25 protein-coding genes and 3 tRNA genes are annotated in these 21672 nt (G+C 28.8%); 3 read left to right on the forward strand and 25 right to left on the reverse strand.

Going from position 1 to position 21672, the window contains the following annotated elements; genetic code table 11:
* Positions 1 to 3: 3 nt before the first annotated feature.
* The 3 genes from XO10_RS03990 to XO10_RS04000 are packed head-to-tail and all read left to right on the forward strand — an operon-like array spanning position 4 to position 3438.
* Entirely contained in the window at positions 4 to 885 is an 882-nt protein-coding gene (locus tag XO10_RS03990) for a carbohydrate ABC transporter permease (protein ID WP_075780414.1), read from the forward strand.
* Positions 882 to 1712 carry a carbohydrate ABC transporter permease gene (locus XO10_RS03995; protein ID WP_175421155.1) on the forward strand — a complete coding sequence of 277 codons (831 nt, stop codon included), beginning with the start codon at positions 882 to 884 and terminating at the stop codon, positions 1710 to 1712. Before XO10_RS03990 ends, XO10_RS03995 begins: the two co-directional genes overlap by 4 nt.
* Positions 1713 to 1740: 28 nt before the next feature.
* Positions 1741 to 3438, forward strand: a complete 1698-nt coding sequence (locus XO10_RS04000; protein ID WP_175421156.1) for an HD domain-containing phosphohydrolase — start codon at positions 1741 to 1743, stop codon at positions 3436 to 3438.
* Between the two features lie 31 nt (positions 3439 to 3469).
* On the opposite strand, the gene XO10_RS04005 is transcribed toward XO10_RS04000, so the two are convergent.
* The 25 genes from XO10_RS04005 to XO10_RS04125 all read right to left on the reverse strand — a co-directional run bounded on the left by XO10_RS04005 (position 3470) and on the right by XO10_RS04125 (position 21158).
* Positions 3470 to 3545: transfer RNA gene (locus XO10_RS04005), tRNA-Phe, on the reverse strand.
* A gap of 12 nt (positions 3546 to 3557) precedes the next feature.
* Positions 3558 to 3633 (reverse strand) — tRNA-Val (locus tag XO10_RS04010).
* A gap of 14 nt (positions 3634 to 3647) precedes the next feature.
* Positions 3648 to 3723 (reverse strand) — tRNA-Glu (locus XO10_RS04015).
* Between the two features lie 72 nt (positions 3724 to 3795).
* Positions 3796 to 4401 (reverse strand): RdgB/HAM1 family non-canonical purine NTP pyrophosphatase, encoded by a 606-nt coding sequence (rdgB, locus tag XO10_RS04020; protein WP_014296293.1) that lies wholly within the window; start codon positions 4399 to 4401, stop codon positions 3796 to 3798.
* The gene (gene rpe / locus XO10_RS04025) at positions 4398 to 5057 is read right to left on the reverse strand and encodes a ribulose-phosphate 3-epimerase (RefSeq protein ID WP_014296294.1); all 660 of its coding nucleotides are present in this window, start codon (positions 5055 to 5057) and stop codon (positions 4398 to 4400) included. Before rpe ends, rdgB begins: the two co-directional genes overlap by 4 nt.
* The gene (rsgA, locus tag XO10_RS04030; RefSeq protein WP_075780417.1) at positions 5048 to 5950 is read right to left on the reverse strand and encodes a ribosome small subunit-dependent GTPase A; all 903 of its coding nucleotides are present in this window, start codon (positions 5948 to 5950) and stop codon (positions 5048 to 5050) included. Before rsgA ends, rpe begins: the two co-directional genes overlap by 10 nt.
* Entirely contained in the window at positions 5947 to 6459 is a 513-nt protein-coding gene (locus tag XO10_RS04035) for a PASTA domain-containing protein (protein ID WP_014296296.1), read from the reverse strand. Before XO10_RS04035 ends, rsgA begins: the two co-directional genes overlap by 4 nt.
* Positions 6456 to 7496 carry a 23S rRNA (adenine(2503)-C(2))-methyltransferase RlmN gene (gene rlmN, locus XO10_RS04040; RefSeq protein ID WP_175421157.1) on the reverse strand — a complete coding sequence of 347 codons (1041 nt, stop codon included), beginning with the start codon at positions 7494 to 7496 and terminating at the stop codon, positions 6456 to 6458. The genes XO10_RS04035 and rlmN overlap by 4 nt, the downstream gene beginning before the upstream one ends.
* Positions 7497 to 7513: 17 nt before the next feature.
* Positions 7514 to 8317, reverse strand: coding sequence for a radical SAM protein (locus tag XO10_RS04045; protein ID WP_175421158.1), 804 nt, complete (start codon positions 8315 to 8317; stop codon positions 7514 to 7516).
* Positions 8314 to 9036, reverse strand: a complete 723-nt coding sequence (gene rnc / locus XO10_RS04050) for a ribonuclease III (protein ID WP_175421159.1) — start codon at positions 9034 to 9036, stop codon at positions 8314 to 8316. The genes XO10_RS04045 and rnc overlap by 4 nt, the downstream gene beginning before the upstream one ends.
* Positions 9033 to 10925 carry a transketolase gene (locus XO10_RS04055; RefSeq protein ID WP_175421160.1) on the reverse strand — a complete coding sequence of 631 codons (1893 nt, stop codon included), beginning with the start codon at positions 10923 to 10925 and terminating at the stop codon, positions 9033 to 9035. The genes rnc and XO10_RS04055 overlap by 4 nt, the downstream gene beginning before the upstream one ends.
* A gap of 18 nt (positions 10926 to 10943) precedes the next feature.
* The gene (locus XO10_RS04060) at positions 10944 to 11165 is read right to left on the reverse strand and encodes a DUF2905 domain-containing protein (RefSeq protein ID WP_014296301.1); all 222 of its coding nucleotides are present in this window, start codon (positions 11163 to 11165) and stop codon (positions 10944 to 10946) included.
* 1 nt (position 11166) lies between these two features.
* Positions 11167 to 12000 carry a regulatory iron-sulfur-containing complex subunit RicT gene (locus XO10_RS04065; protein ID WP_156865395.1) on the reverse strand — a complete coding sequence of 278 codons (834 nt, stop codon included), beginning with the start codon at positions 11998 to 12000 and terminating at the stop codon, positions 11167 to 11169.
* A gap of 3 nt (positions 12001 to 12003) precedes the next feature.
* Positions 12004 to 13035, reverse strand: coding sequence for a hypothetical protein (locus XO10_RS04070; protein WP_175418199.1), 1032 nt, complete (start codon positions 13033 to 13035; stop codon positions 12004 to 12006).
* A complete protein-coding gene (locus XO10_RS04075; protein ID WP_014296304.1) occupies positions 13007 to 13468 on the reverse strand; it encodes a YaaR family protein in 462 nt (153 codons plus the stop codon). The genes XO10_RS04070 and XO10_RS04075 overlap by 29 nt, the downstream gene beginning before the upstream one ends.
* Positions 13469 to 13599: 131 nt before the next feature.
* Positions 13600 to 14250 carry an RNA-binding cell elongation regulator Jag/EloR gene (gene jag, locus XO10_RS04080; protein WP_014296305.1) on the reverse strand — a complete coding sequence of 217 codons (651 nt, stop codon included), beginning with the start codon at positions 14248 to 14250 and terminating at the stop codon, positions 13600 to 13602.
* A 28-nt stretch (positions 14251 to 14278) separates the two neighbouring features.
* A complete protein-coding gene (gene yidC / locus XO10_RS04085) occupies positions 14279 to 15619 on the reverse strand; it encodes a membrane protein insertase YidC (RefSeq protein WP_075780421.1) in 1341 nt (446 codons plus the stop codon).
* Complete coding sequence (gene yidD, locus XO10_RS04090; protein WP_075780422.1) at positions 15616 to 15879, reverse strand: membrane protein insertion efficiency factor YidD; 264 nt, start codon at positions 15877 to 15879, stop codon at positions 15616 to 15618. Before yidD ends, yidC begins: the two co-directional genes overlap by 4 nt.
* Positions 15876 to 16226, reverse strand: coding sequence for a ribonuclease P protein component (gene rnpA, locus XO10_RS04095; protein WP_014296308.1), 351 nt, complete (start codon positions 16224 to 16226; stop codon positions 15876 to 15878). Before rnpA ends, yidD begins: the two co-directional genes overlap by 4 nt.
* 1 nt (position 16227) lies before the next feature.
* A complete protein-coding gene (gene rpmH, locus XO10_RS04100; RefSeq protein WP_014296309.1) occupies positions 16228 to 16362 on the reverse strand; it encodes a 50S ribosomal protein L34 in 135 nt (44 codons plus the stop codon).
* 138 nt (positions 16363 to 16500) lie between these two features.
* Positions 16501 to 18180 carry an HD-GYP domain-containing protein gene (locus tag XO10_RS04105; protein ID WP_075780423.1) on the reverse strand — a complete coding sequence of 560 codons (1680 nt, stop codon included), beginning with the start codon at positions 18178 to 18180 and terminating at the stop codon, positions 16501 to 16503.
* Between the two features lie 2 nt (positions 18181 to 18182).
* Complete coding sequence (locus tag XO10_RS10495) at positions 18183 to 18893, reverse strand: LysM domain-containing protein (protein ID WP_014296311.1); 711 nt, start codon at positions 18891 to 18893, stop codon at positions 18183 to 18185.
* Between the two features lie 53 nt (positions 18894 to 18946).
* Positions 18947 to 19684, reverse strand: a complete 738-nt coding sequence (locus tag XO10_RS04115) for a Nif3-like dinuclear metal center hexameric protein (protein WP_175418200.1) — start codon at positions 19682 to 19684, stop codon at positions 18947 to 18949.
* Between the two features lie 84 nt (positions 19685 to 19768).
* Positions 19769 to 20881, reverse strand: coding sequence for an ABC transporter ATP-binding protein (locus XO10_RS04120; protein WP_014296313.1), 1113 nt, complete (start codon positions 20879 to 20881; stop codon positions 19769 to 19771).
* Positions 20882 to 20897: 16 nt separating this feature from the next.
* Positions 20898 to 21158 carry a type II toxin-antitoxin system Phd/YefM family antitoxin gene (locus XO10_RS04125; RefSeq protein ID WP_175421161.1) on the reverse strand — a complete coding sequence of 87 codons (261 nt, stop codon included), beginning with the start codon at positions 21156 to 21158 and terminating at the stop codon, positions 20898 to 20900.
* Positions 21159 to 21672: the final 514 nt, after the last annotated feature.

A 21672-nucleotide genomic window follows, 5' to 3' on the forward strand; every position in this document is an offset into this window, starting at 1 on the left:
TATATGAAAAGACATAGTAAAAGATTTATTATTCTTATGTTGTTGCCAACAATTACTTTAATTTCATTTATAATTCTTTACCCCACTATAAGTGGGGTTTTGCTTTCTTTTAAAAATTATTCTCTTTTTAATTTTGGAAATATTCAATGGGTTGGATTTGAAAATTATCGGGAAATATTTTCCGATTTCTTTTATATGGACATAGTGATAAATACCATAAAATGGATTTTCTTTTCTGTATTCTTTCAATTGATCTTTGGCTTTATACTGGCACTTTTAATGAAAGAACCATTTAAAGGTAGAGGAATATACGCCGGACTTGTATTTTACCCATGGGCTATCTCTGGATTTGCAATAGGTTTAATATGGTCATGGCTTCTTAATGGACAGTTTGGTGTAATAAACGATATTTTAATTAGAACCGGCATTCTTGAAGAAGGGCTTAATTTTCTTTCTGATCCGTCACTTGCAATGTTTTCTGTTATATTAGTAAATGTATGGTATGGAATACCCTTTTTTGCAATTATGCTACTTGCAGCTTTACAATCAATCCCACAATCTTTATATGAAGCTGCTGAAATTGATGGAGCTGGTTATTTTTCAAAACTTTTTCATATTACAATTCCATATATAAAACCAACTATTGTAAATACCGTGTTATTGAGAATAATATGGGTTATGAATTTTCCGGATGTTATTTACGGTATGACAAGAGGAGGACCTGCTGGAAGTACGGAAATCCTTTCTGTAAAAATGATTAATGTAGTATTTTATGAATCAAATTACAGCAAAGCTGCTGCACATGGAGTAATTATTGTTCTCGTATTATTTATATATACAATGATGTACCTAAAATTAACCTCTAAAAAGGAGTTTAGCCTATGAAAAAGAAAAAGCAGGTTAAGATTTTACGATTTATATTGTTATTACTGTTTGCTATTTTTGCATTATTTCCACTATACTGGATTATTTTAACCTCTTTTAAACCTGTTAGTGAATTATATACATTTCCAATAAAATACTGGACAAATAATCCATCATTGTATGGATATAAAAAGTTATTTCAATTTGTTAATTTCAAACAGTATTTTTCAAATAGCATTATTGTTGCATTGGCTGCATCTTCCATTTCAACTGTTTTTGCCATGCTGAGCGGATATATACTTTCAAGAAAGGAATTTAAATTTAGAAATGCAATAACCTTATTTTTATTCTTTTCGCAAATGATACCAACATATCTGATTATGGTTCCTCAATATGTTATGTTTTCCAATCTTCATTTGATTAATAAATTAATTAGTATAACAATTGTATATAGTGGTTTTGGCGCAGCTTTTAGTACAATTATGGCAAAAGGTTTTTTTGACAGAATTCCAAAAAGCCTCGAAGAAGCTGCTTTAATTGATGGATGCAATGAAATAGAAGCTTTATTTAAAATAACAATTCCTTTGATGTTGCCAGGATTATCTGCTATTTTAAGCTTTTCTTTTGTAAATAACTGGAATGAATTATTTACTGCTGTTATGTTTTTAAATACATCGGATAAATATACTGTTCCAGTTGGTTTATATTCTATTGTTTCAAAAGCAGGCGTTCAATGGAATGTACTGGCTGCTGGAATTGTTATTGCACTTTTACCAACTATTATTGTTTTTGCTATTGCTCAAAAATACATAATAGCCGGATTGACTCAAGGTGGATTAAAGGATTAAAAATATTTGCACCTTATAAATAAAGAAGGTGATAGTTATTTTACAATTAGACGTTTTAAAAAACGCTTTAAACATATATTCAAGATCATTATTTTCTAATAATGAAATATATATTGGTTTTGCTTTAAGACTTGAAAATCATAATTATTTAAATATATTTACATACAATAATTTAAAAAAATTCTACTTTAAACAATCAGAAGATATTGTGTTTAAAATACCGGAAAAAATATTTGACTCTTTTTTTGAAAAAAAAGAGTCAAATTTCAGGATTTCTTATTCAAATGAATTTTCGTTTTTAATTAATAATCAACTTAATGAATTCTATTTGAAATTATATGGATTACCTTCAAAAGAGAAAAATTACGGATTTTTATATATTATTTCAAAAGAAAAATTTTCTTTCGATGAAGAAAAAAAGAATATTTTTAGAAAGTTTATTTCTGTTTTTGAAAATAATGTGGATACAATTTATTTTGATAAATACAGCAAATATTCTATAAATGCTTTTGTAAAGAATTATCTTACGATTTTGAGAAATCATTCCAGAATAATTTATGAACATTCTTTAAGAGTTTCTGATCTTTCAAGTATAATAGCTTCGTTACTTAATCTTGATGAAGAAAGTATTTTTAAGCTTCAAATCGCATCATTAATTCATGATATCGGATATATATGGGTTTCACAAAAAGCAATTTCTGAATATATTAAAGATCCCAGTACTGATAATAATTTAATAGGAATACATTTAAATAGATTAGAAGAAATGTTTTTAGGCAATGTATTAATGACACCATATGTAAATATTGCTATAAATCATCATGAGAGACTTGATGGAAAAGGATATTTTGGAAAGAGTAACCTTTCAATAGAAGATAACATTCTTATTATTTCAAATTATATAGACGAACAGATTGTTTTAACAGAAAATGAAGACATAAATTTTGTTATTAAAGATATAGAGAAAAAAGCTGGAAAAATTTTTAATAAAGATGTTGTAAATGTTGCTGCAGAAGCAATAAAGATTTATTATACGGAATTTCATACTGAATCATTTAGTGATCTAATCTTAAAATCAAAAACTCTTAACCTCTTTTATGAGGCACCCGGTGGAGAAGTTATAGAATTTTCCGGAATAATAGAAAAAAAATTTGGAGATATTATTCATATTAATTCAAAAACATTTGACGAAATATCAAAAGATAGTATATTAAAATTAAAGATTACCACAAAGGATTTCCCGGAATATGCAAAAGCACGAGTAATTTTAAAAACTCCATATGGTTATGTTTTAAAAATTATAGAAACAAAAATAAGTAAAAAATCAAAATTAAAGGTTTTCTGGGGATTTGATTTTTATATAGGATTTAAAAACGATATAACTCCTCTTTTAAAGGAAAAGTTAACTCCTGTTATGAAAAATATTTTAAAATCAAAATTTAAAAGAGCAAAATGCAAGATTTTTGGAGCAGAAGGGATTATTTTCACTATTAATAGTGAAAATGATGTATTCAAGGTTGGAGATGTTGTGATATTTCACATAACAGAATTTGGCGAAAGTTTATATATTCCGGCAACTTTAATAGAAAAAAAGACCGGGTTACATTGCAATGAATATACTTCGAAATTTTTTGAATTACCTGAAAGAATGCAGGCTGCAATTTATAGACTTATATTCAGGAGACAAGCTTCTATACGTTCAATTGGCGGGTTTCATGAAGAATAAAAAAATCCCCGAACTTAGTTCGGGGATTTTTTGGTGGCCAGGGACAGAATCGAACTGTCGACACCTGGATTTTCAGTCCAGTGCTCTACCAACTGAGCTACCTGGCCACTATTTAAAAATGGTGGGTGCTGCAGGGATCGAACCTACGACCTTCTGCTTGTAAGGCAGACGCTCTCCCAGCTGAGCTAAGCACCCACTCATGTTTTATCTGGCGCCCCCAACGGGATTTGAACCCGTGTCTTTGGCGTGAAAGGCCAATGTCCTAGGCCGCTAGACGATGGGGGCAATCTCTTTCACAACCGAGTATATAATACCAGAAATATCAAAAAAAGTCAAGAAAACAATAAGTTAAAAAGTTTAAGAGTTCTTTTCTATTGTTGTAATATTATTCAATATCCTAAATAACTTTTCAAATGCTCTTTTTCTATGACTTATTTTATTCTTTACTTCCTGTCCCAATTCTCCAAAGGATATTGTATAACCATCTGGAATAAATATTGGATCGTATCCAAATCCTTCCTTTCCTGAAATAGAATAACCAATCTTACCTTTTACCTCTCCTTCAACAGAGAATAACAGGTTCTTTTTTGGATCATAATATGTAGCAACACAAACAAATCGTGCTGTTCTTCTTTCGTATGGAACGTTATTTAATTTTTTTAGTATATATTTCATTTTTTCATTATAGCTTTTCCCTTCCATAAACCTTGCAGAATATATGCCAGGAAATCCATTTAATATATCTATTTCCAATCCCGAATCATCAGCAATTACTGGCATTCTTAAAAGTGTTGCTGCCTCTATTGCTTTTTTTATTGAATTTTCTATAAAGGTTTTTCCGTCTTCATTAACAGAAAAACCCTTTATTATTTCAAAAATTCCTCTTAACTCAATATTTTTTGGCTTTATCTCATTTATTTCTTTTACTTTATGTTTATTTCCAGTGGCAAGATATATCGTCATTCTCCCAAACCAACCTTCTTCAATTCTTCTGCTGCTTTTGCAGAATCTTCCTGATGAAACACTCCAGCACCAACAACAAATTCTCTAACTCCTGCAAGATATAAGTCTCTTATATTTTTCAATCCAACACCACCATCAACCTCTATGGTAACATTAAGGTTCTTTTCATCTATCATAGATTTTAATTTTCTTATTTTCTCTAAAGATGAAGGAATAAACTTCTGCCCTGTAAAACCTGGATTTACACTCATTATAAGTACTCTATCTAAATATGGCAATATTTCTTCGAGGAGAAATACAGGAGTATGTGGGTTTAATGAAACACCTGCATCACAACCCAATTCTTTTATTTTTGATACTGTTCTATGTAAATGTGTTGTTGCTTCATAATGTACGGTAATACCATGAACTCCCATTTTCGCATAATCTTCAATATATCTATCTGGATCCACTATCATTAAATGTGCATCAAGATATAGATCTGTTACTTTTTTTACCGCTTTAACGATAGGGGTTCCAAAGGATATATTAGGAACAAACATTCCATCCATGACATCAATATGAATACCATCAACATTGTTTTCTACTTTTTTTATTTCCTCTCCCAATTTTAAAAAATCAGCAGCTAATATTGAAGGATATATTTTCATTTCCATCTTTTCCTCCTTATTCTTCTGTTATATTCTTCCACTTCGTTATATATTTTCAAATAATTTTTATATCTTATTTCAGAGATTTCTCCATTTTTAACGGCATCTTTTACACCACAATTTGGTTCATTTATATGAACACAGTCATTAAAACCACAATACATTGAATGTTCATCAAATTCTATGAAGAATTCTTTCAATTTTTCAGGTTCAAAATCATATACTTCAAGTGCTGCAAAACCCGGAGTATCTGCAACAAAACCTCCAAAATCAAAGCTTAATAGTTCTGTATATGTAGTTGTATGTTTCCCGCGTTGAAGCTTTTCAGAAATTTCTCCAACTCTCAATTGCAATCCTGGATTTATAGCGTTTAACAGCGAAGATTTTCCAACTCCAGACATTCCTGCAAATGTAGAAACCTTATCTTTTAAATATTCTTTTATTTCATCTATACCTATATTCTTTTTTGCACTTGCAAGAACTACAGGATATAATGGTGAATATATTTTCATAAATTCATCTATTTCGTTTTGTTCAAGCAGATCTACTTTATTTAATACAATAACACAATCAAGATTATTTTTTTCAACCTGTACAAGAAACTTATCTATTATCAAATAATCAACTTTTGGGCTTTTTAAACAGGTTACCAATATTGTTTGATCAACATTTGCTATTTTAGGTCTATACAGCATATTTTTTCTTGGCAATATATTCTCTATTTTTGCACCGCCAACCCCATCAATTGAGTATTCAACATAATCCCCTACAATAGGTTTTATTTTTTGAAGTTTGAATTTTCCCCTTAAATATGCTGTTATCTTTTCATTTGTTTCAAGATCTAAAAGTTCCAATGTATTGGAATGAAATCGAGTCACTATTCCTTTTTTTATTTTCACTTATTCACCTCCGAAGATGCTACCTTTAAAATTATCGTATCGCCTTCCATTACAGGTGTATTTGGTTTCGGCGTCATATCAATTACCGTCTCAATTTTTTCGTCTGGATAATAAATTTTAATAATCTTATATTTTAATTTATATTCAGTCAAAAATTCTTCGGCAACCTCAACAGGAATTCCTATTAAATCAGGCACTTTTAATTTTTCAATACGCCCTAATTGAATAAATACATGTCTTCCTTTTTTTACTTTTGTATTGGCTGGAGGATCTGTATATAATACGCTATCCCCAACTCCTTTTACAATTGGAATAAGTCCTTTTTCTTTTAGAGCATTTATTGCTGTTTCTTTGTCTTCACCCATTAATGAAGGAATACTCACATATGTATTTGCATTAACAAAAGCAAATATTAACAGGAAAAATATTGTTCCACCTGTTATTAATCCAAGAATAAAAAGTATTAAATTTTTTATACCTTTTTTTATATATCTAAAGACATTTTTCATTTTAAATTAATACCCTTTTTTCTCATTTTTAATTGGCCACATGCAGCGTCAATATCTGTTCCCTTTTCAATTCTCAATGTCGCTTCTATGCCATTTTCCTTAAGTTTTTTCACAAAATTTGTAAGGAATTTTTTTGAAGGTCTTTCAAACCCTGCCGGATTTGGATTAACTGGAATTATATTTACCATTACCTTTAATCCTTTTAATATTTCTGCAAGTTTTATCGCATCTTCTTCTGTATCGTTAAATCCTTTTATGGCTATATATTCTATAGTTACCCTATTTTTCGTCTTTTGCTGATATACCTTAGCTGCCTGTAATACCTGTTCTATAGGATATTTTGAATTAATTGGCATAATCTGATCTCTCTGATAATTTGATACTGCATGTAAAGATATTGAAAGTCTTATATCAAGCTCAAAATCTGCAAGTTCTTCTATTTTATCGGCAATTCCTGCTGTTGATATAGTGATATGTCTTGCGCCAAGATTTTTCATTTTTTTATTATTCCAATTTCTAATGGCTTTTATTACATTATCATAATTTAATAATGGTTCTCCCATGCCCATTAAAACTATATTGTTTATATTTACATTTTCCAATTTTTCTATTGCAAGTACCTGAGCTATAATTTCACCTGTGGATAAATCTCTTTCAAATCCACTTGCCCCTGTTGAACAGAACTTGCATTTTAATGCACATCCAACCTGTGACGATATACATGCTGACACCCTGTTAGGATAAAAAAGTAAAACAGATTCAATTGTTCTGCCATCTTCCAATTTCCATAGGAATTTTGTTGTTTTATCCTTTTTAGATCTCTGTATATCTACAGGTTCTGGAATGTATATATAAAAATAATCGTCCAATTGCTTTCTCATTTCTTTAGAAAGATTTGTCATTTCATAGAAATCAAAAATATGTTTTTTAAATATCCAATCCAATACCTGATCCACTCTAAACTTTTGCAAATTTATCTTTTTAAATTCTTCTATTAATTCCTCATAACTATAGTCTAAAATATTTTTCTTCACCATTTCATACTCCTCCTATTTTAAAATACGCAGCATTCATAGCTCCACGTAATTTCAAAGTTCTCTTCCTGGGCAATCTTTATGGTATTTTGAACTGGTTGCACTATTTTGTCCGCAATATATAGCAATTTTTCCTGTAATTCCCTCCTATACCTTCCTTTTGGATGCATACACCCTAAGGTTAATTTAATTCCTGAAATTTTTTCTTTAGCATACTCAAAAATTTTAATTACTTCTTCTATTTCTGGCGGTTCTCTATCTTCAAAATATGATCCCGGAGTTGGTATAAAAACAAGGAATACTATATCTGAAACATTATACTTTGATAATCTGTCTATAGCTTCAATCTCATGGGTTGTTTTTCCACCGTTAAGACCTATTGTTATATGTGGTTTTACGTTAAATTTCATATTTATAAGATTGTCAAATGTCTCCCACATATCTTCAAATTTATCAACACCATATACTTCCAACATCGTTTCAGCATTCCCAACAAGGTCAAAGGATATTGCATCGCTAATTTCTTTTATTTTTTCCAATTCTTCTTTATCCATAAATCCTGTATGTAAATTGTATTTAAATCCATATTTTTCTTTGTATTCCTTTAATTTTTCTACGAAATTATATACAGGCACCTTTATCTCTGAATTCATTCCTCCACTTAATAATAAAGATGTCATATTTGAAAAATTATCTATTTCGTTAATTGTTGCCATATGTTCTAAATAATGTTTATTGCAATGCTTACAATTGAGATAACAATAATTTCCAGTTAGAGATATGGATTTTGTATTCTGCATTTTTACAAAATGTATCTTTTTCATTGCTGATCTCCTTTAAATCTTTCACATGCTTCTTTTGCCGCAAGTTGTTCTGCAACTTTTTTAGATTTTCCAATCCCCTTGCCATATACTTTGCCGTTTATCTTAACCTCAACAACAAATGTTCTATTGTGGGGTGGGCCATCCTGTCTAACTAGATTATATTCTGGCCTTATTTTTAAATCTTTCTGGGTTAATTCCTGCAATCTTGTTTTATAATCAAGAAAGAGTTTCCCCTCAATTGACTGTTGAATATATTCGTTTAGGTTCTTTAATGCAAATTCCTTTGCTTTTTCAAAACCCAATGAAAGATATATCGCAGCAATTATAGCCTCAAACAGGTCTGAAATAATAGAATGTTTTTCTCTTCCACCAAACTTTGCCTCATTTTTGCTGAGTAATATATAATCGCCAAGATTGAGTTTCTTAGCTGCTTCAAAAAGTATTAATTCGCTTCCCACTGTGGCTCTAACTCTTGCCATATCTCCTTCATTGAGATTGTAATTTTTGAATAAATGCTCTGCTATTATAAGATTTAATACAGAATCCCCAAGAAATTCCATTCTTTCATTTGAATTGATATCTCTCCCTCTTGATTTATAATCATTAGCATAAGAAGAATGACAAAGAGCCTCAAATAGAAGCTCTTCGTCTATATTTTCAATACCAATTATCTTTTTTACTGCTTTTACTATCTTTTTCTCATGATCATTAATTATCATTTACTTATTTTCTCCTTTACTATTTCATAAAGGGATTCTTCATCTAATTTAAAGATCTTGAATAATAATGCATTGCTTCCTGATGGTGAATAATTGTCTACACCTAATACCTCTATACCAGCTGGTTTTATTCCATTTTCCACTACAGATTTTGAAAATTCTACAAATAATCCGTTGTATTTATTATGGTCTTCGTAGATTATTACTTCTGTATTTTCAATATATTCTTTTATTTTTGCTGCATCAAATTCAAGTGGTGCTGACACGTTTATTACTGTAATCTTTATTCCTTCTTCTTTTAATTTATCTGCTACATTAACAGCCTTATGTGCAACACTTCCATGAGTTAATATTGTTACTTTTTCACCTTTTCTTAAGATATCCATTTTACCATATTCAAATGTATAACCTTCACCAAAGAATGGTTCTCCAGCTTCATTTAAGATTACAGGAATCTTTGATCTACCCATTGCAATTACTACATTACCAGGTGTTGAAGCTGCGTATCTTACAGCTTTATCTGTCTGGTTAGGATCAGCTGGAACAATTAATTTTGTATCAAAGAAACTTCTTACTATACCTACATAATTAATTTCATGATGTGTTTTTCCATCTTCACCTATATCAATACCACAGTGAGTTACTGCTGTTTTTAAGTTTGTATGGTTTATATCGTTTAATCTTTGTTGGTTAAATGTTTCATCAAGACCAAATACACCGAAGTCTACAAAGAATGGAACTACTCCACAAACTGACATTGCACCTGCAATTGTTGCTGCGTTATGTTCCTGAATACCTATTTGAACATAGTTTTCTGGTGCAACCTTTTCAAACTTTTCAAGTTTTACTGATGGTTTTAAATCACAATCTACTGCAACAACAGGTACTTTACCTTTATTTGCTTTTGCAAGATCTGCTATTGCATTACCAAAGGCTCCTCTGTTATCAATCTTATCTTCTTTTGTATAAACAATAGGTGTTCCAGGTTCTGCTACTACTGTATTATCTTCAAATTCTAATTTTTCTCTAATTAATGGTAATTTGCTTCTCATTTCTTTATATTTTTCTATATCATTTTCAACACCAAGTTCTTTTAATGCTTTTTCAAGAGCATCTTCTTTTAATGGTGCTCCATGATATTCATGTCTGTTTTCCATAAAGGAAACGCCTTTACCAATTATTGTTTTGGCAATAATTACTGTTGGACCGAGTTTATAATTTTTTGCTTCTTCAATAGCATTTAATATCTGCTCAAAATCATGCCCATCAACTTCCAATACTTTCCAACCGTCAGCTTCATATTCCTTTGCAATATCAACAAATAATACGTCTCTTGCTCTTCCAGAGATCTGTATATCGTTATAATCAACCAATACTGTAAGATTGCTTAATTTTTCCTTTACAGCCGTTCTTCTTGCTTCTGCTATCTGCCCCTTTGGTGATTCACCATCACTGTGTAATACAAATACTCTATAATCTGCACCTGTTATCTTTGATGCTAAAGCCATACCTACTCCTGCAGATAATCCCTGTCCAAGGTTTCCTGTTGTCCATTCTACTCCAGGGATACCTCTTGTTATATGGCCTTCAAATATTGAACCTGGATGTCTGAACCCTGCTAATACATCATCTGGATTAAAGAATCCAAGTCTTGCAAGTGCTGAATATACACCTGGTGATGTATGACCGTGACTGATTACAACTCTATCTCTTTTTGGATCATATGGATTTTCTGGATCTATATTTGCAACGTTAAATACGCTTAAATATAGATCTATAGAGGACATTGAACCTCCTGGATGTCCTGATTTTGCAACTGTTGTCATTTTCAAAATATCTGCTCTACATATTTTTGCAAGTTCTTTTAATTCTTTCAATGATTTTTTCATCTTATCTTCCTCCTTAACTTATTTTAATCTCCTTATCAGGATAAATATTATATTTAATACTGCACTTATAACCAACATTGTAGTTATGGGAAAATAAAATACAAAATTTTCTTTTTTTATGATAATATCCCCGGGCAAATGCCCTAATTTTATACCAGATTTTCCAATAACAATAATTATAATACCTATAACTATAAGCAATATACCCATTTCAATAAATATATTGCCAATTATTTTCATTTTATTCCTCCGTATTGCAGTTTTTCTTAAAATAATCAAATGGAAGTTTTACCATTACCGGCTGATTATTTTCAATAATCTGGAGGGTTACCTGTTTCAAGAATATATTTACTGTAATTACCCTTGCAGGAACATTGTCATATTCAATTGTTGTTCCTTCATTAGGAATACATTTTAATGATTCTTCATAAAAATCATTTTCATATGCAAGACAGCACATTAATCTTCCGCATCGTCCGGAAATTTTTGCTGTGTTTATTAACATCTGCTGGGTCTTTGCCATTTCCATTTTTATTGAATCGAATTTCCTTAAAAACCTCGAACAACATGTCATTTGACCACATAAACCCATTGATCCAACCATTTTTACTTCATCTCTTATACCTATCTGCCTTAACTCTATCCTTGCCCTAAATTCCTTTGCAAGTTCTTTTACCAATTCTCTAAAATCCACTCTCGTATCTGAACCAAAATATACAATTACTTTTGAACGGTCAAATATATATCTCGCAGATAATACCCTCATTGGGAGCTGCAATTCTTTTACCTTTATTTCAGTAACCTCTTTTACCTTTCTTGCAAGTTTTTTATTTTCTTCATATATTTCCATATCTTCATCATTTAATTTTCTTAAAATAGTGGTAACTTCATATCCAATTTCTTCAAAGGTTAATTCTTTAGGACCTAAAATTACCTTTCCAACATCAAGCCCCATTGAAGTATTTACCAATACTAAATCACCTATTTTTATATCTTCTCCGTTACTTGCATAATATAAAATAGGTGATAATTTTGTTATTTCAACCCCATATACTAAAGCCTTTAAATTTATCATTATCTATTCCTCCTTATCTGAAAAGAAAGCATGCAAAAACCTGAAAAACATCGTTGTTATAACTAAATCAAAGTTTAAATTTGATATATTTAAACGAGTAAGGTTATCACACCATTTAATGTTTTCATATATGTTTTCAAAGTTTAGTTTGAAATTTGAAAATCCAAAAAACTCATACATTTTTAACGAAGAAAATTCTTTCCAATAGCTGGAAAGTCTATATACATATGCATCATGATATAGTGAAAGAAATAATCTGGCAAATAGTTTTATTGTATCTAATTTATTTGCTATAGAATTCTTTTTTGATATTATTTTATCAATTACACTTTGAATTTCTATTAAGTCCAGATTTTCAAATCTTTTTATCAATTCAAAAAAAGCTTCGTATTTTAATAATTCCTTTTCTGTATCTTCATCTTCACTAAGAATTATTTCAACAAGTTCAAGATTTTTTAATCCCTTCAAAGAGTTTATCATTTCAATTAATTTACTTTCATTATCTATATTATCAAAAATATATTTCGCCAATTTATAATTACTATTTATAGAATAAGAAAATTCTATATATATTTTTTCATTTTTTTCTTTTATTTTTTTTCCTATATCTGAATTTGGAATGAGTATTTTATATAATCTACTTCTAATTGTTGGTAATAAATTATACCATTTTGTTGTTGTTGAAAGCATCACTGCAAATGTTGGCGGTTCTTCGAGAATTTTTAATATCGCATTTGCTGCCTGTTGATTCATTTTGTCAATTTCATGTATAACAACTAATTTATATGAAGAAAAATTTGGTTTATATTCAAGAAATTCCTGCATTTTCCTTATATCATCAATCTTTATATTTCCTTTTTCAGGAAATATTTCATATACATCGTTTATGTTAATCTCTTTTTTTACTTCATTTACTATTTCATATAAGTAATTAATATCACCATTGACAAAACACAAAGAACTTCCTGAAAATGTATTAAGTGACTTTATTTTAATGTGTATCACCTCATTTATATAAATCAAGTAATAATCCATTAATGGCATCTATTTTTTTAGCATATACAAAAGCTCCACTCTCATTTTTTAAAATTTTATCTGTTAATTCCTTTAATTCCTTATTTACCTGATCCGCAACAACATAAAAATTTTTCTCTCTAAAATTTAACTTCGATTCTAATTTATATAAATTTTTTTCTATCTTTTTCAAAAAGTCTTTGACGCTTTTTTTATATTTTTCAAGATTCCTTTCAACTGGAGACCTTTTAAACTCTGCACCATATTCTTCTATTTTTTCAAGCAATTTTTCAAGATCCTTTTTTATTATATCCGCTTCATTTAAATCAAGAATTTCAGAAAAAGTTGTCTTTCTTTTTCGAGACGCTTTACTTTTTTTAGATGATTTTTTATTTTTTACCTTGCTATTTTCGGATTTTTGAGCAGAACTTCCTGACATGGGGTTTATAAACATAACAGCCACCTCCCCCTTTACACATTATTATACCATATTAAGTTGTCTAATAAGTAAAAAGATTAATTTAAAAACTAATAATAATTCAATAAAGGGGGACAACGCCCCCTTTATTGAATTTCATAACTTTATTATGCTTTTATTTTTGACTTAACGCTTTTTATTATTACTTTTCTATATGGCTCCAATCCAATAGATTCTGTTTCTAAATGAGGATATTTACTTCTTACATATTCATGAACAATTCTTCTTTCATATGAAAACATCGGAGCTAATTCTATTTTGTCATTTGTTTCATTTAATCTTTTTACTGCATTATCAACTATTTCATATATTTTCTCTTTCTTTTTTCTCCTATATTCACCAACATCAAGATTTACATCTATCTTGGTTGAGGATAATCTATTCACAAAAATAGATAATATATGTTGCATAGCTCCTATAGTTCTTCCATACTTTCCAATTAATTTACCGAGTCCATCTCCTTCAAGCCTTACAAGAATATTTTTTCCCTGAAAGTTAATTGAATAATCAAAATCGCCGTCAAAGTTTTCGAGAATATCACCCAAAAACTCGTTTAACCTATTAATCATATACTTTTCATTCAAAAAAGCGTTAATAATAGCTGGTTTGTTTCCTATCCCAAGAAAACCTTTTTTTGGTTGTTGAATCACTTCAAAGTTAATTTCTTCAGGTGTAACACCAAAAAATTTTACCGCTTCTTCAAATGCTGCATCGATACTTTTCCCCTCAAAGTCCTTTTCTCGAATCTTAATATTCATTTTTAAAGAGCACCTCCTAATGCTAAAACTATTTTGCTTTATATGGCTTTGGCCCAAGCCCAAAAAATTCCCTTACGGTTAAGCCTTTTATATTGTTCTTTTTATTTACGTAATATGTAATGAATACCTGTAATATAGCATTTGTTACCCAGTAAATGAATATTCCTGTTGGCAATCCTATAAATAAGAATGGGAATATTATCATCATAAATGCTGTGTTCCAGGCTGTTTTTCTATCTGTAGCTGATTGCAATGCATTAAAGAAGTATGCTGCAACACTAATTAAAACAAGCAAAATATTTTGTTTAAATCCACCCTGAGAAAGATCTGACCATATTAAGAACTGTGGATTATATGCAAATGTCCCCTGATAATAATTAATTGCACCGTATAATATCCAGAATATTGGTAATTGTATAAACGCTGTTAAACAACCATCTGCTGGATTAATTTTGTGCTCTTTATACAATTCCATCAAAGCCTGTTGCTGTCTTTGAGGATCTTTATATTTTTTCTTTATCTTTTCAACTTCTGGTTGTAATCTTCTCATTTCTATCATAGATTTTGTCTGTCTATGATAAAGCGGGTATAACAATAACCTTATAACAAATGTAAAGATCATTATAGCCCAACCAAAGTTTCCTGTAAATTTGTATAGCCACCATAAGAATGTAACAAAACCATAATTTATATACCATAACCAGTTAATTGCTCCAACCTGTTTTGATAATTCCTTTATTCTATCGTATTTTTCAGGAAATACCTGTTTTATAAATACATATTTCCTTGGTCCCATATATGCTTTAAATGTTTTGGAACCAGAAATCATTATGGAATTATTTTCTATTGGTATATCCTTTGAATCAAAAATGAAAATGGATTTTATTGGTTTCGCAAGATATGAAATTAATAATTCATTATCTACAGCCACTGTATTTGGATAAGAGATAGTAGGAATTATAACCTTTCCATTTATATTTTTAAACGATACATCAAAATCATAATATGGTGAATTATAGAACTTATAACTTTTTTCTCCACCATTTTTAAATAAAAATGTAATTTCAACATATTCTTTGTCTTTTCCTTCTGTAATTTTATATGACTCCGGTAATATTTCATTACCATTTTCATCTAAAATATCAAAACTGTCATTATAATATTTATAGATATTTAAAAAAATTGTATTGCTTCTATTCTGTAAAATACTAAAATCCTTCATATGTCCGTTTAAATCAAAATTTACTTCATATAATCTCATTTGCAGTGAAATCTCTGTAGCTTTTGTTGTTATTGTATATTCTGGCATTTGTGTAAATGCAAAAATACTTAGGACCAAGAGTCCTATAATTAATAATGCTTTTTTCAATTTTTTGCACCCCTTTGTTTATTTTTATTATGTGGTATAAATACAAATTTTTCAGGAACTGGATCTATCCCGCCCTGGTGAAAAGGATTACACCTCAATATTCTCAATATTCCAAGATATAATCCTTTTAATACTCCAAACCTCTCAATTGCTTCATATGTATATGTTGAACATGTTGGGTAATATATACATTTTGCCGGTTTATAAGGCGAGATATATTTTTTATATATTTTAATCAGCCCTAAAAATATTCTTTTCATTTTAAATTCTCCGCTATATCTAATAAAATATTTTTTATCTCCTCAAATGTTAAATTATCAAATTCTTTTGAAAGTGTCTTTCGTGGAAGGAATATAATATCAAATTCTTGTGGAAAGAGACTTTTATTTCTGCGATATATCTCTCTGATATATCTTTTTAATTTATTTCTTTTATGTGCTTTTCCAAATTTCCTTTTTATCGTTATTCCAATTCTGGAATAACCCAATTCATTTTTTAAATAAACAACCACAAAATATTTGTTTACATGTCTCTTTCCACAAGAAAAAAGTTTGTCAAAGTCTCTTCTGAGATAGATTCTTTCAAATTTCTTAAATGTCTCTCCCATATTAAACAGCTAATCTTTTTCTTCCTTTAGCTCTTCTTCTTCTTAATACAGCTCTTCCACCTGGAGTTCTTGATCTTACGAGAAATCCATGTGTGTTCTTTCTTTTTCTTCTGGAAGGTTGATATGTTCTTTTCATCTTCATGCCTCCTTATATATTTTTTTGATATTATACCTTCAATTATTATACCTTTTAAATGCTTTTTATGTCAATAAACAAAGTTACAATTCCTTTTTTTTTAAGAAAAAATTCTAAATCATATAATAATTTTGTGTTTTATTTAATACTTTTTATCTGTTGCATCCTTAATTCAATTACCTGAAGTAATTTATAATATTCTTCATCGGTGATTTCTCCAACTCTAAAATCACAATGATAATATCCTGTAAAAATTTCCTGTTTATTTATAATTTCTCCTATTAAATTTACTTTTACGCTAAAAGCCTCAAAATTAATTACCATTTTTGTTTCAGCCATTGAGTCTATCTTTTCTTTTAATGCATAAAAAACTATATTTTTATTTGAAATTGTCTCTATATGGGCTTTAAAAGCTTTTTCATTATCAAGTCTCCAGACATATTTATTTACAAATATTACTTTCTTTAAAGGTATTCCAATACCTGTTAAATTCCATTTTATAGAAACATTTTCATCATCTTTAACACTTCTATCTATTTTAGCTACATACCCCAATTTATTTCTTCCAACAACCTTACACTTTGTATTTATAGGCATATTATTTACATAATACTCAAGATCAAAGTATTTGTCTATTGTTAAATATTCATTGGAGATATTTATTATATTACCGTTAACTTCTACTTCTTCTGTTGCAACATATAAAGTAATATAATCTTTTTTTGCATCTATTACCTTTGCTTCTACAAGAGTTTTTTGATTATTTACATCAAGACTTAAATAAATATCTTTATATTTTAATGTATGTGTTTGATATAATCCTCCATAAAACTCCGGTATTATTTTTATAACTATATCAACAACGTCTTTATCAAGTTTTCCTATTTTCGCCATATTACTTAATACCTTTATTGCTTCTTCCATACTTAGCGCTTTACGCCACGGCCTATTTGATAACAAAGCATCTGTAACCTCTGCCACAGCAAGAATTCTTGACAAAAATGGAATTTCATTATTCATTCTTTTATTATAACCACTTCCATCAAGAAATTCGTGGTGAAATTTGGCTATCTCAACATATTCAGAAAAATAGTCATTACCAGCAAAAAGAAAATCAAGTTTATATGTATGTTTTTTTACCTCTTCAATTTCAGATGGAGTTAATTTCCCGGATTTTTGTAATATGCTTTTAGGTATCCAGATTTCACCAAAATCATGTATTAAAGATGCATAAAATAATTTTTCAACATCTTTTTGATCAAGCTTTAAATTTTCAGCTATTAACAGGGATAATTCAGAAATCCTCAAAGAATGATAATATGTATATGCATCATGCGCTTTTAAAATATACAATAAAGAATTTATATTTTGTTCAACAGCATATTCTTTTAAATAATCATCTTTAATATCCAATAATATAGATAAAATCTGTTTTGCATTTTCATTTATTATTTTTTTTACATTCATAATGGCATTTTTGCCTTCTGCCTGATCAACTATAAAATAAATAAAGCCCAGATCTTTATTTCTAAACTTTATTAATTCTCCAATAGCAAAATAATTTTCAATTCCTTCAAAAAAGTGTTTATTAATACTCTCCTCATACTTTACTATATTAAAATGCGATTCTTTAAATTTATCCTCAACCGAAAAATACATATTTTCCATTGCAATATCATAATTCTTTAATTTAGAATCATAATATGAGATAATTTTAAATAAATTATCAGATAATTTGATTCCGAGAATAAATCTAAAATCTTTTAAGGTTATTTTGGCAATAATCTGATTTAACTCTTTTAATACATTCTCAATCATAACTATTCCCCTTTTAATTTTATATTATTGGCATTCCCCACAATTATATACATATCCTTTTTAATAAGTTCTGGTTTTTTTAGATTATTTACTTTCAACAAATAATCTACAGAAACTCCAAAAATTCTTGAAATTTTATATAACGTATCTCCTTCTTTAATTTTATAGTATATATAATCATCTTTTAAAATTGGTTTTTGATAGTATTTTTCAAAAACATTTTCATCTATAGCATAAAAATCCCTTGGATTTGTGTCTCTTATTATAAATGAAAAATCATTAAATCCTGACATATCTGTACTTTCTGAAGAAATTATTTCTCCATGTACAGAAATATTTTCATATAAAATCAATATGGAAATATTGGAATTTCTTATTTCTTTCGAATATTTTTTCAAAACGTCATCTGTTTTCTGTATTACAAAACCATCCTTTTGTATTTCACGTTCTGTATTTATTATCCCCATAACAAATACCTCATTATTATTATAGAGATATTTAGTGTATGGCATATAATATTCTTTATCTTTATATATCAAATTAGCCACTAACAATGGCATATTATAATCAAAAAGGTTTTCATTAAAGGTTATATTATAAAAATTTTTATACGACGGAAGTTCATAATACCCTTCATTACTTTTCATAAAGGTAATCGAAAAAGAGAGTATAGAAAAAATTATCATTATTATTAAAATAACATACCTTCTCATTTAATTGCCTCCCATAAACATACTATTTCGAATTATATTATATCATAATAAAATTAAATTTCATTATATACATCAATAAAAATTGTTTCTAATCCGAATTTTTTTTCTAAAATTTCTCCAATTGCTTTTACACCAAATGTTTCTGTTGTATAATGACCGGCATTTATATAGTTTATCCCTATTTCTTTTGCTATATCTCTGATATGTTCTTTTACCTCTCCTGTAATAAATGTATCAACATCTGTGTTTTCAAGTGCATCTATAATATATGATGCTCCACCGGAAATAATAGCTATTTTTCTTACATATTCCTTATTTTTATAAATAAATAAATCTTTTCTTTGAAATACTTCCTCCATTTTTTCTTTGAATTCTGAAAATGGTATTTCTTTTTCATACTCGCCTATAACTCCATAATCAAATGGAATTATATTTTTCAAATTCAATCTTTTAGCAATTTGTCCATTATTTCCATATTCAATATGCGAATCAAGAGGTAAATGATATCCCATTAAAGTCATATCGTTTTTTATAACCAATTCAACACGTTTTTTCAAATATCCTCTTAACTTAAAAAAGTTTTTTCCAAATATACCATGATGTACAAACATCATATCCGCATTTTCTTCAATAGCTTTTTCTATAAATTCAAGATTAAACGAAACACCTATTGCAACCTTTTTTACTTCACTTTTTCCTTCAATTTGAATTCCATTAAAACAAAAATCATTAAATTTTTCAACTTCTAATAATTCATTTAAATATTTTTCTATCTCAAAAACATTTGCCATTTTTATCCCTCCATCTTTTTATTTTATCATTTTATTTTTCCATATATGTTGAAAAATCCCCCGAAAACGGGGGATTAATTTATATTATTTTTTTAAAATTGCTTTTTCTGTTTCCTTATCAAATGCGTGCATAGTATGCATTTCAAGAAGCAATTCTATTTCCTGTCCTTCTTTTGCTTTTGTTATTGGATCAACTTTTGCAACAAGTGATTGTCCTCCAACATTTACATGTAATAATGTTTCACTACCAAGAGGTTCTACAACATCAACAATACCTTTAATTATTGCATCACCTTCAATTTCACCTTTAAATAATTCTTTATCGTGAATATTTTCTGGTCTAATACCAAATACAACATCCTTATCAATATAATCAGCGAGCATATCTTCATAATCTTTTGGAACCTTAACCTTAAATCCTTCTGCTGTTACCCATAATCCTCCATCGCCTCTTATAATCTTTGATTCAATAAAGTTCATAGGTGGTGTTCCAATAAATCCTGCAACAAATTTATTTGCTGGTTTAAAGTATACTTCATGTGGTGAACCTATTTGCTGAATAACACCGTCTTTCATGATAACAATCTTATCAGCCATTGTCATAGCTTCAACCTGATCATGTGTAACATAAACTATAGTAGCATTTAATCTATGATGTAATTTTTTCAATTCACTTCTCATCTGTACCCTTAATTTAGCATCAAGGTTTGATAAAGGTTCGTCAAATAAGAATACCTTTGGATCTCTAACAATAGCTCTACCAACAGCAACCCTTTGTCTTTGACCACCTGATAATTGTTTTGGCTTTCTATCTAAAAGATGTGCAATATCCAAAATTTTTGCTGCATCTTTAACTCTTCTATCAATTTCATCTTTTGGAAATTTTCTTAATTTTAATCCAAATGCCATATTATCATATACTGTCATATGTGGATACAAAGCATAATTCTGGAAAACAAATGCAATATCTCTATCCTTAGGTTCAACATCATTAACAACCTTACCATCTATTAATAATCTTCCACCTGAAATTTCTTCAAGTCCTGCAATCATTCTCAATGTTGTTGTTTTACCACAACCTGATGGACCTAACAAAACACAAAATTCTTTGTCTTCAATAGTAAAATTTGCCTGTTTAACAGCATGAAATCCATTAGGGTAAATCTTATCAATATTTTCCAATACAACCTGTGCCATTTAAAACACCTCCGATTTATTCAATATCTTCTATTTCTTTAAAAATATCCTTTATATCTTCATATTTCGAAGGATCTCCTATTTCAAGCAAATAAAGATCCCTTATTTCATCTATAAAATTCATAAGTTTTTTAAATTTATCAAAACCAATTACAACAAATTCTGGTTTTCCATTTTTTGTTATAACAATAAAGTTTTTTTTGGATTCTTCGGTAACCTGGGAAAATTTCGATTTTGCTTCAGCGACACTATAAAATTTTAAATTTTCTATATCCACAAAGATTCCTCCTTGACTATAATTATAGTCATTATTGTTTTAAAATAAAAACCTGTTGAAAGGTAATAAGAATTCAATATAACAAATTAAATGGAATAAAAGGTAAAATACGCCTTTTTTCATTAAATAATAAAAAATTTTGTTCGTCTTTTTGGTGTTGATTGAGAAAAAAACTTCCTCATACGACTTGAGTGCTAATCTTCGAAAAATCTCTTTGAAAGTAGAAAAATAATATTCACTCAGACATCACCTCCTGCGCTGCTTCGCTAAAAATCACATCCGTGTGATTTTTACGGCTCACGCAATATCTCCGTTCGGGAAATTTCAAGCCTTCATTCACCTTTTTATTCGTGTTTTTTAATCCTTAAACGTAACTTTTATTTCTTAATCATTTGTAGTTTCAATTCAGGCACTCTTCGAGCCTTCACTCGCTTTTATTTTTTTCAACTATCTTTAATTCCCGCTGCGGAAAATTCTTAGTCTTTGTTCGTATTATTTTTTACAACTGTCCTAT

It is taken from the genome of Marinitoga sp. 1135 (assembly GCF_013363245.1).
GTDB lineage: Bacteria > Thermotogota > Thermotogae > Petrotogales > Petrotogaceae > Marinitoga > Marinitoga piezophila.

Coding starts and splice junctions, on each gene's coding strand:
- XO10_RS04120 (WP_014296313.1), bottom strand. CDS start 20,881: ATGGCACAGGTTGTATTGGAAAATATTGATAAGATTTACCCTAATGGA.
- jag (WP_014296305.1), bottom strand. CDS start 14,250: ATGAATATTAAGATTCGAGAAAAGGACTTTGAGGGGAAAAGTATCGAT.
- XO10_RS10495 (WP_014296311.1), bottom strand. CDS start 18,893: ATGAGAAGGTATGTTATTTTAATAATAATGATAATTTTTTCTATACTC.
- rpmH (WP_014296309.1), bottom strand. CDS start 16,362: ATGAAAAGAACATATCAACCTTCCAGAAGAAAAAGAAAGAACACACAT.
- yidD (WP_075780422.1), bottom strand. CDS start 15,879: ATGAAAAGAATATTTTTAGGGCTGATTAAAATATATAAAAAATATATC.
- rdgB (WP_014296293.1), bottom strand. CDS start 4,401: ATGACGATATATCTTGCCACTGGAAATAAACATAAAGTAAAAGAAATA.
- XO10_RS04075 (WP_014296304.1), bottom strand. CDS start 13,468: ATGTTTATAAACCCCATGTCAGGAAGTTCTGCTCAAAAATCCGAAAAT.
- XO10_RS04055 (WP_175421160.1), bottom strand. CDS start 10,925: ATGAAAAAATCATTGAAAGAATTAAAAGAACTTGCAAAAATATGTAGA.
- XO10_RS04105 (WP_075780423.1), bottom strand. CDS start 18,180: ATGATTGAGAATGTATTAAAAGAGTTAAATCAGATTATTGCCAAAATA.
- XO10_RS04060 (WP_014296301.1), bottom strand. CDS start 11,165: ATGAAAATAATTGGCAATATATTTATTGAAATGGGTATATTGCTTATA.
- XO10_RS04045 (WP_175421158.1), bottom strand. CDS start 8,317: ATGAAAAAGATACATTTTGTAAAAATGCAGAATACAAAATCCATATCT.
- XO10_RS04035 (WP_014296296.1), bottom strand. CDS start 6,459: ATGAAAAATGTCTTTAGATATATAAAAAAAGGTATAAAAAATTTAATA.
- XO10_RS04115 (WP_175418200.1), bottom strand. CDS start 19,684: ATGGCAAATGTTTTTGAGATAGAAAAATATTTAAATGAATTATTAGAA.
- rnpA (WP_014296308.1), bottom strand. CDS start 16,226: ATGGGAGAGACATTTAAGAAATTTGAAAGAATCTATCTCAGAAGAGAC.
- XO10_RS04065 (WP_156865395.1), bottom strand. CDS start 12,000: ATGATAAATTTAAAGGCTTTAGTATATGGGGTTGAAATAACAAAATTA.
- rpe (WP_014296294.1), bottom strand. CDS start 5,057: ATGGAAATGAAAATATATCCTTCAATATTAGCTGCTGATTTTTTAAAA.
- XO10_RS03995 (WP_175421155.1), top strand. CDS start 882: ATGAAAAAGAAAAAGCAGGTTAAGATTTTACGATTTATATTGTTATTA.
- rlmN (WP_175421157.1), bottom strand. CDS start 7,496: ATGGTGAAGAAAAATATTTTAGACTATAGTTATGAGGAATTAATAGAA.
- XO10_RS04070 (WP_175418199.1), bottom strand. CDS start 13,035: ATGGATTATTACTTGATTTATATAAATGAGGTGATACACATTAAAATA.
- rnc (WP_175421159.1), bottom strand. CDS start 9,036: ATGATAATTAATGATCATGAGAAAAAGATAGTAAAAGCAGTAAAAAAG.
- XO10_RS03990 (WP_075780414.1), top strand. CDS start 4: ATGAAAAGACATAGTAAAAGATTTATTATTCTTATGTTGTTGCCAACA.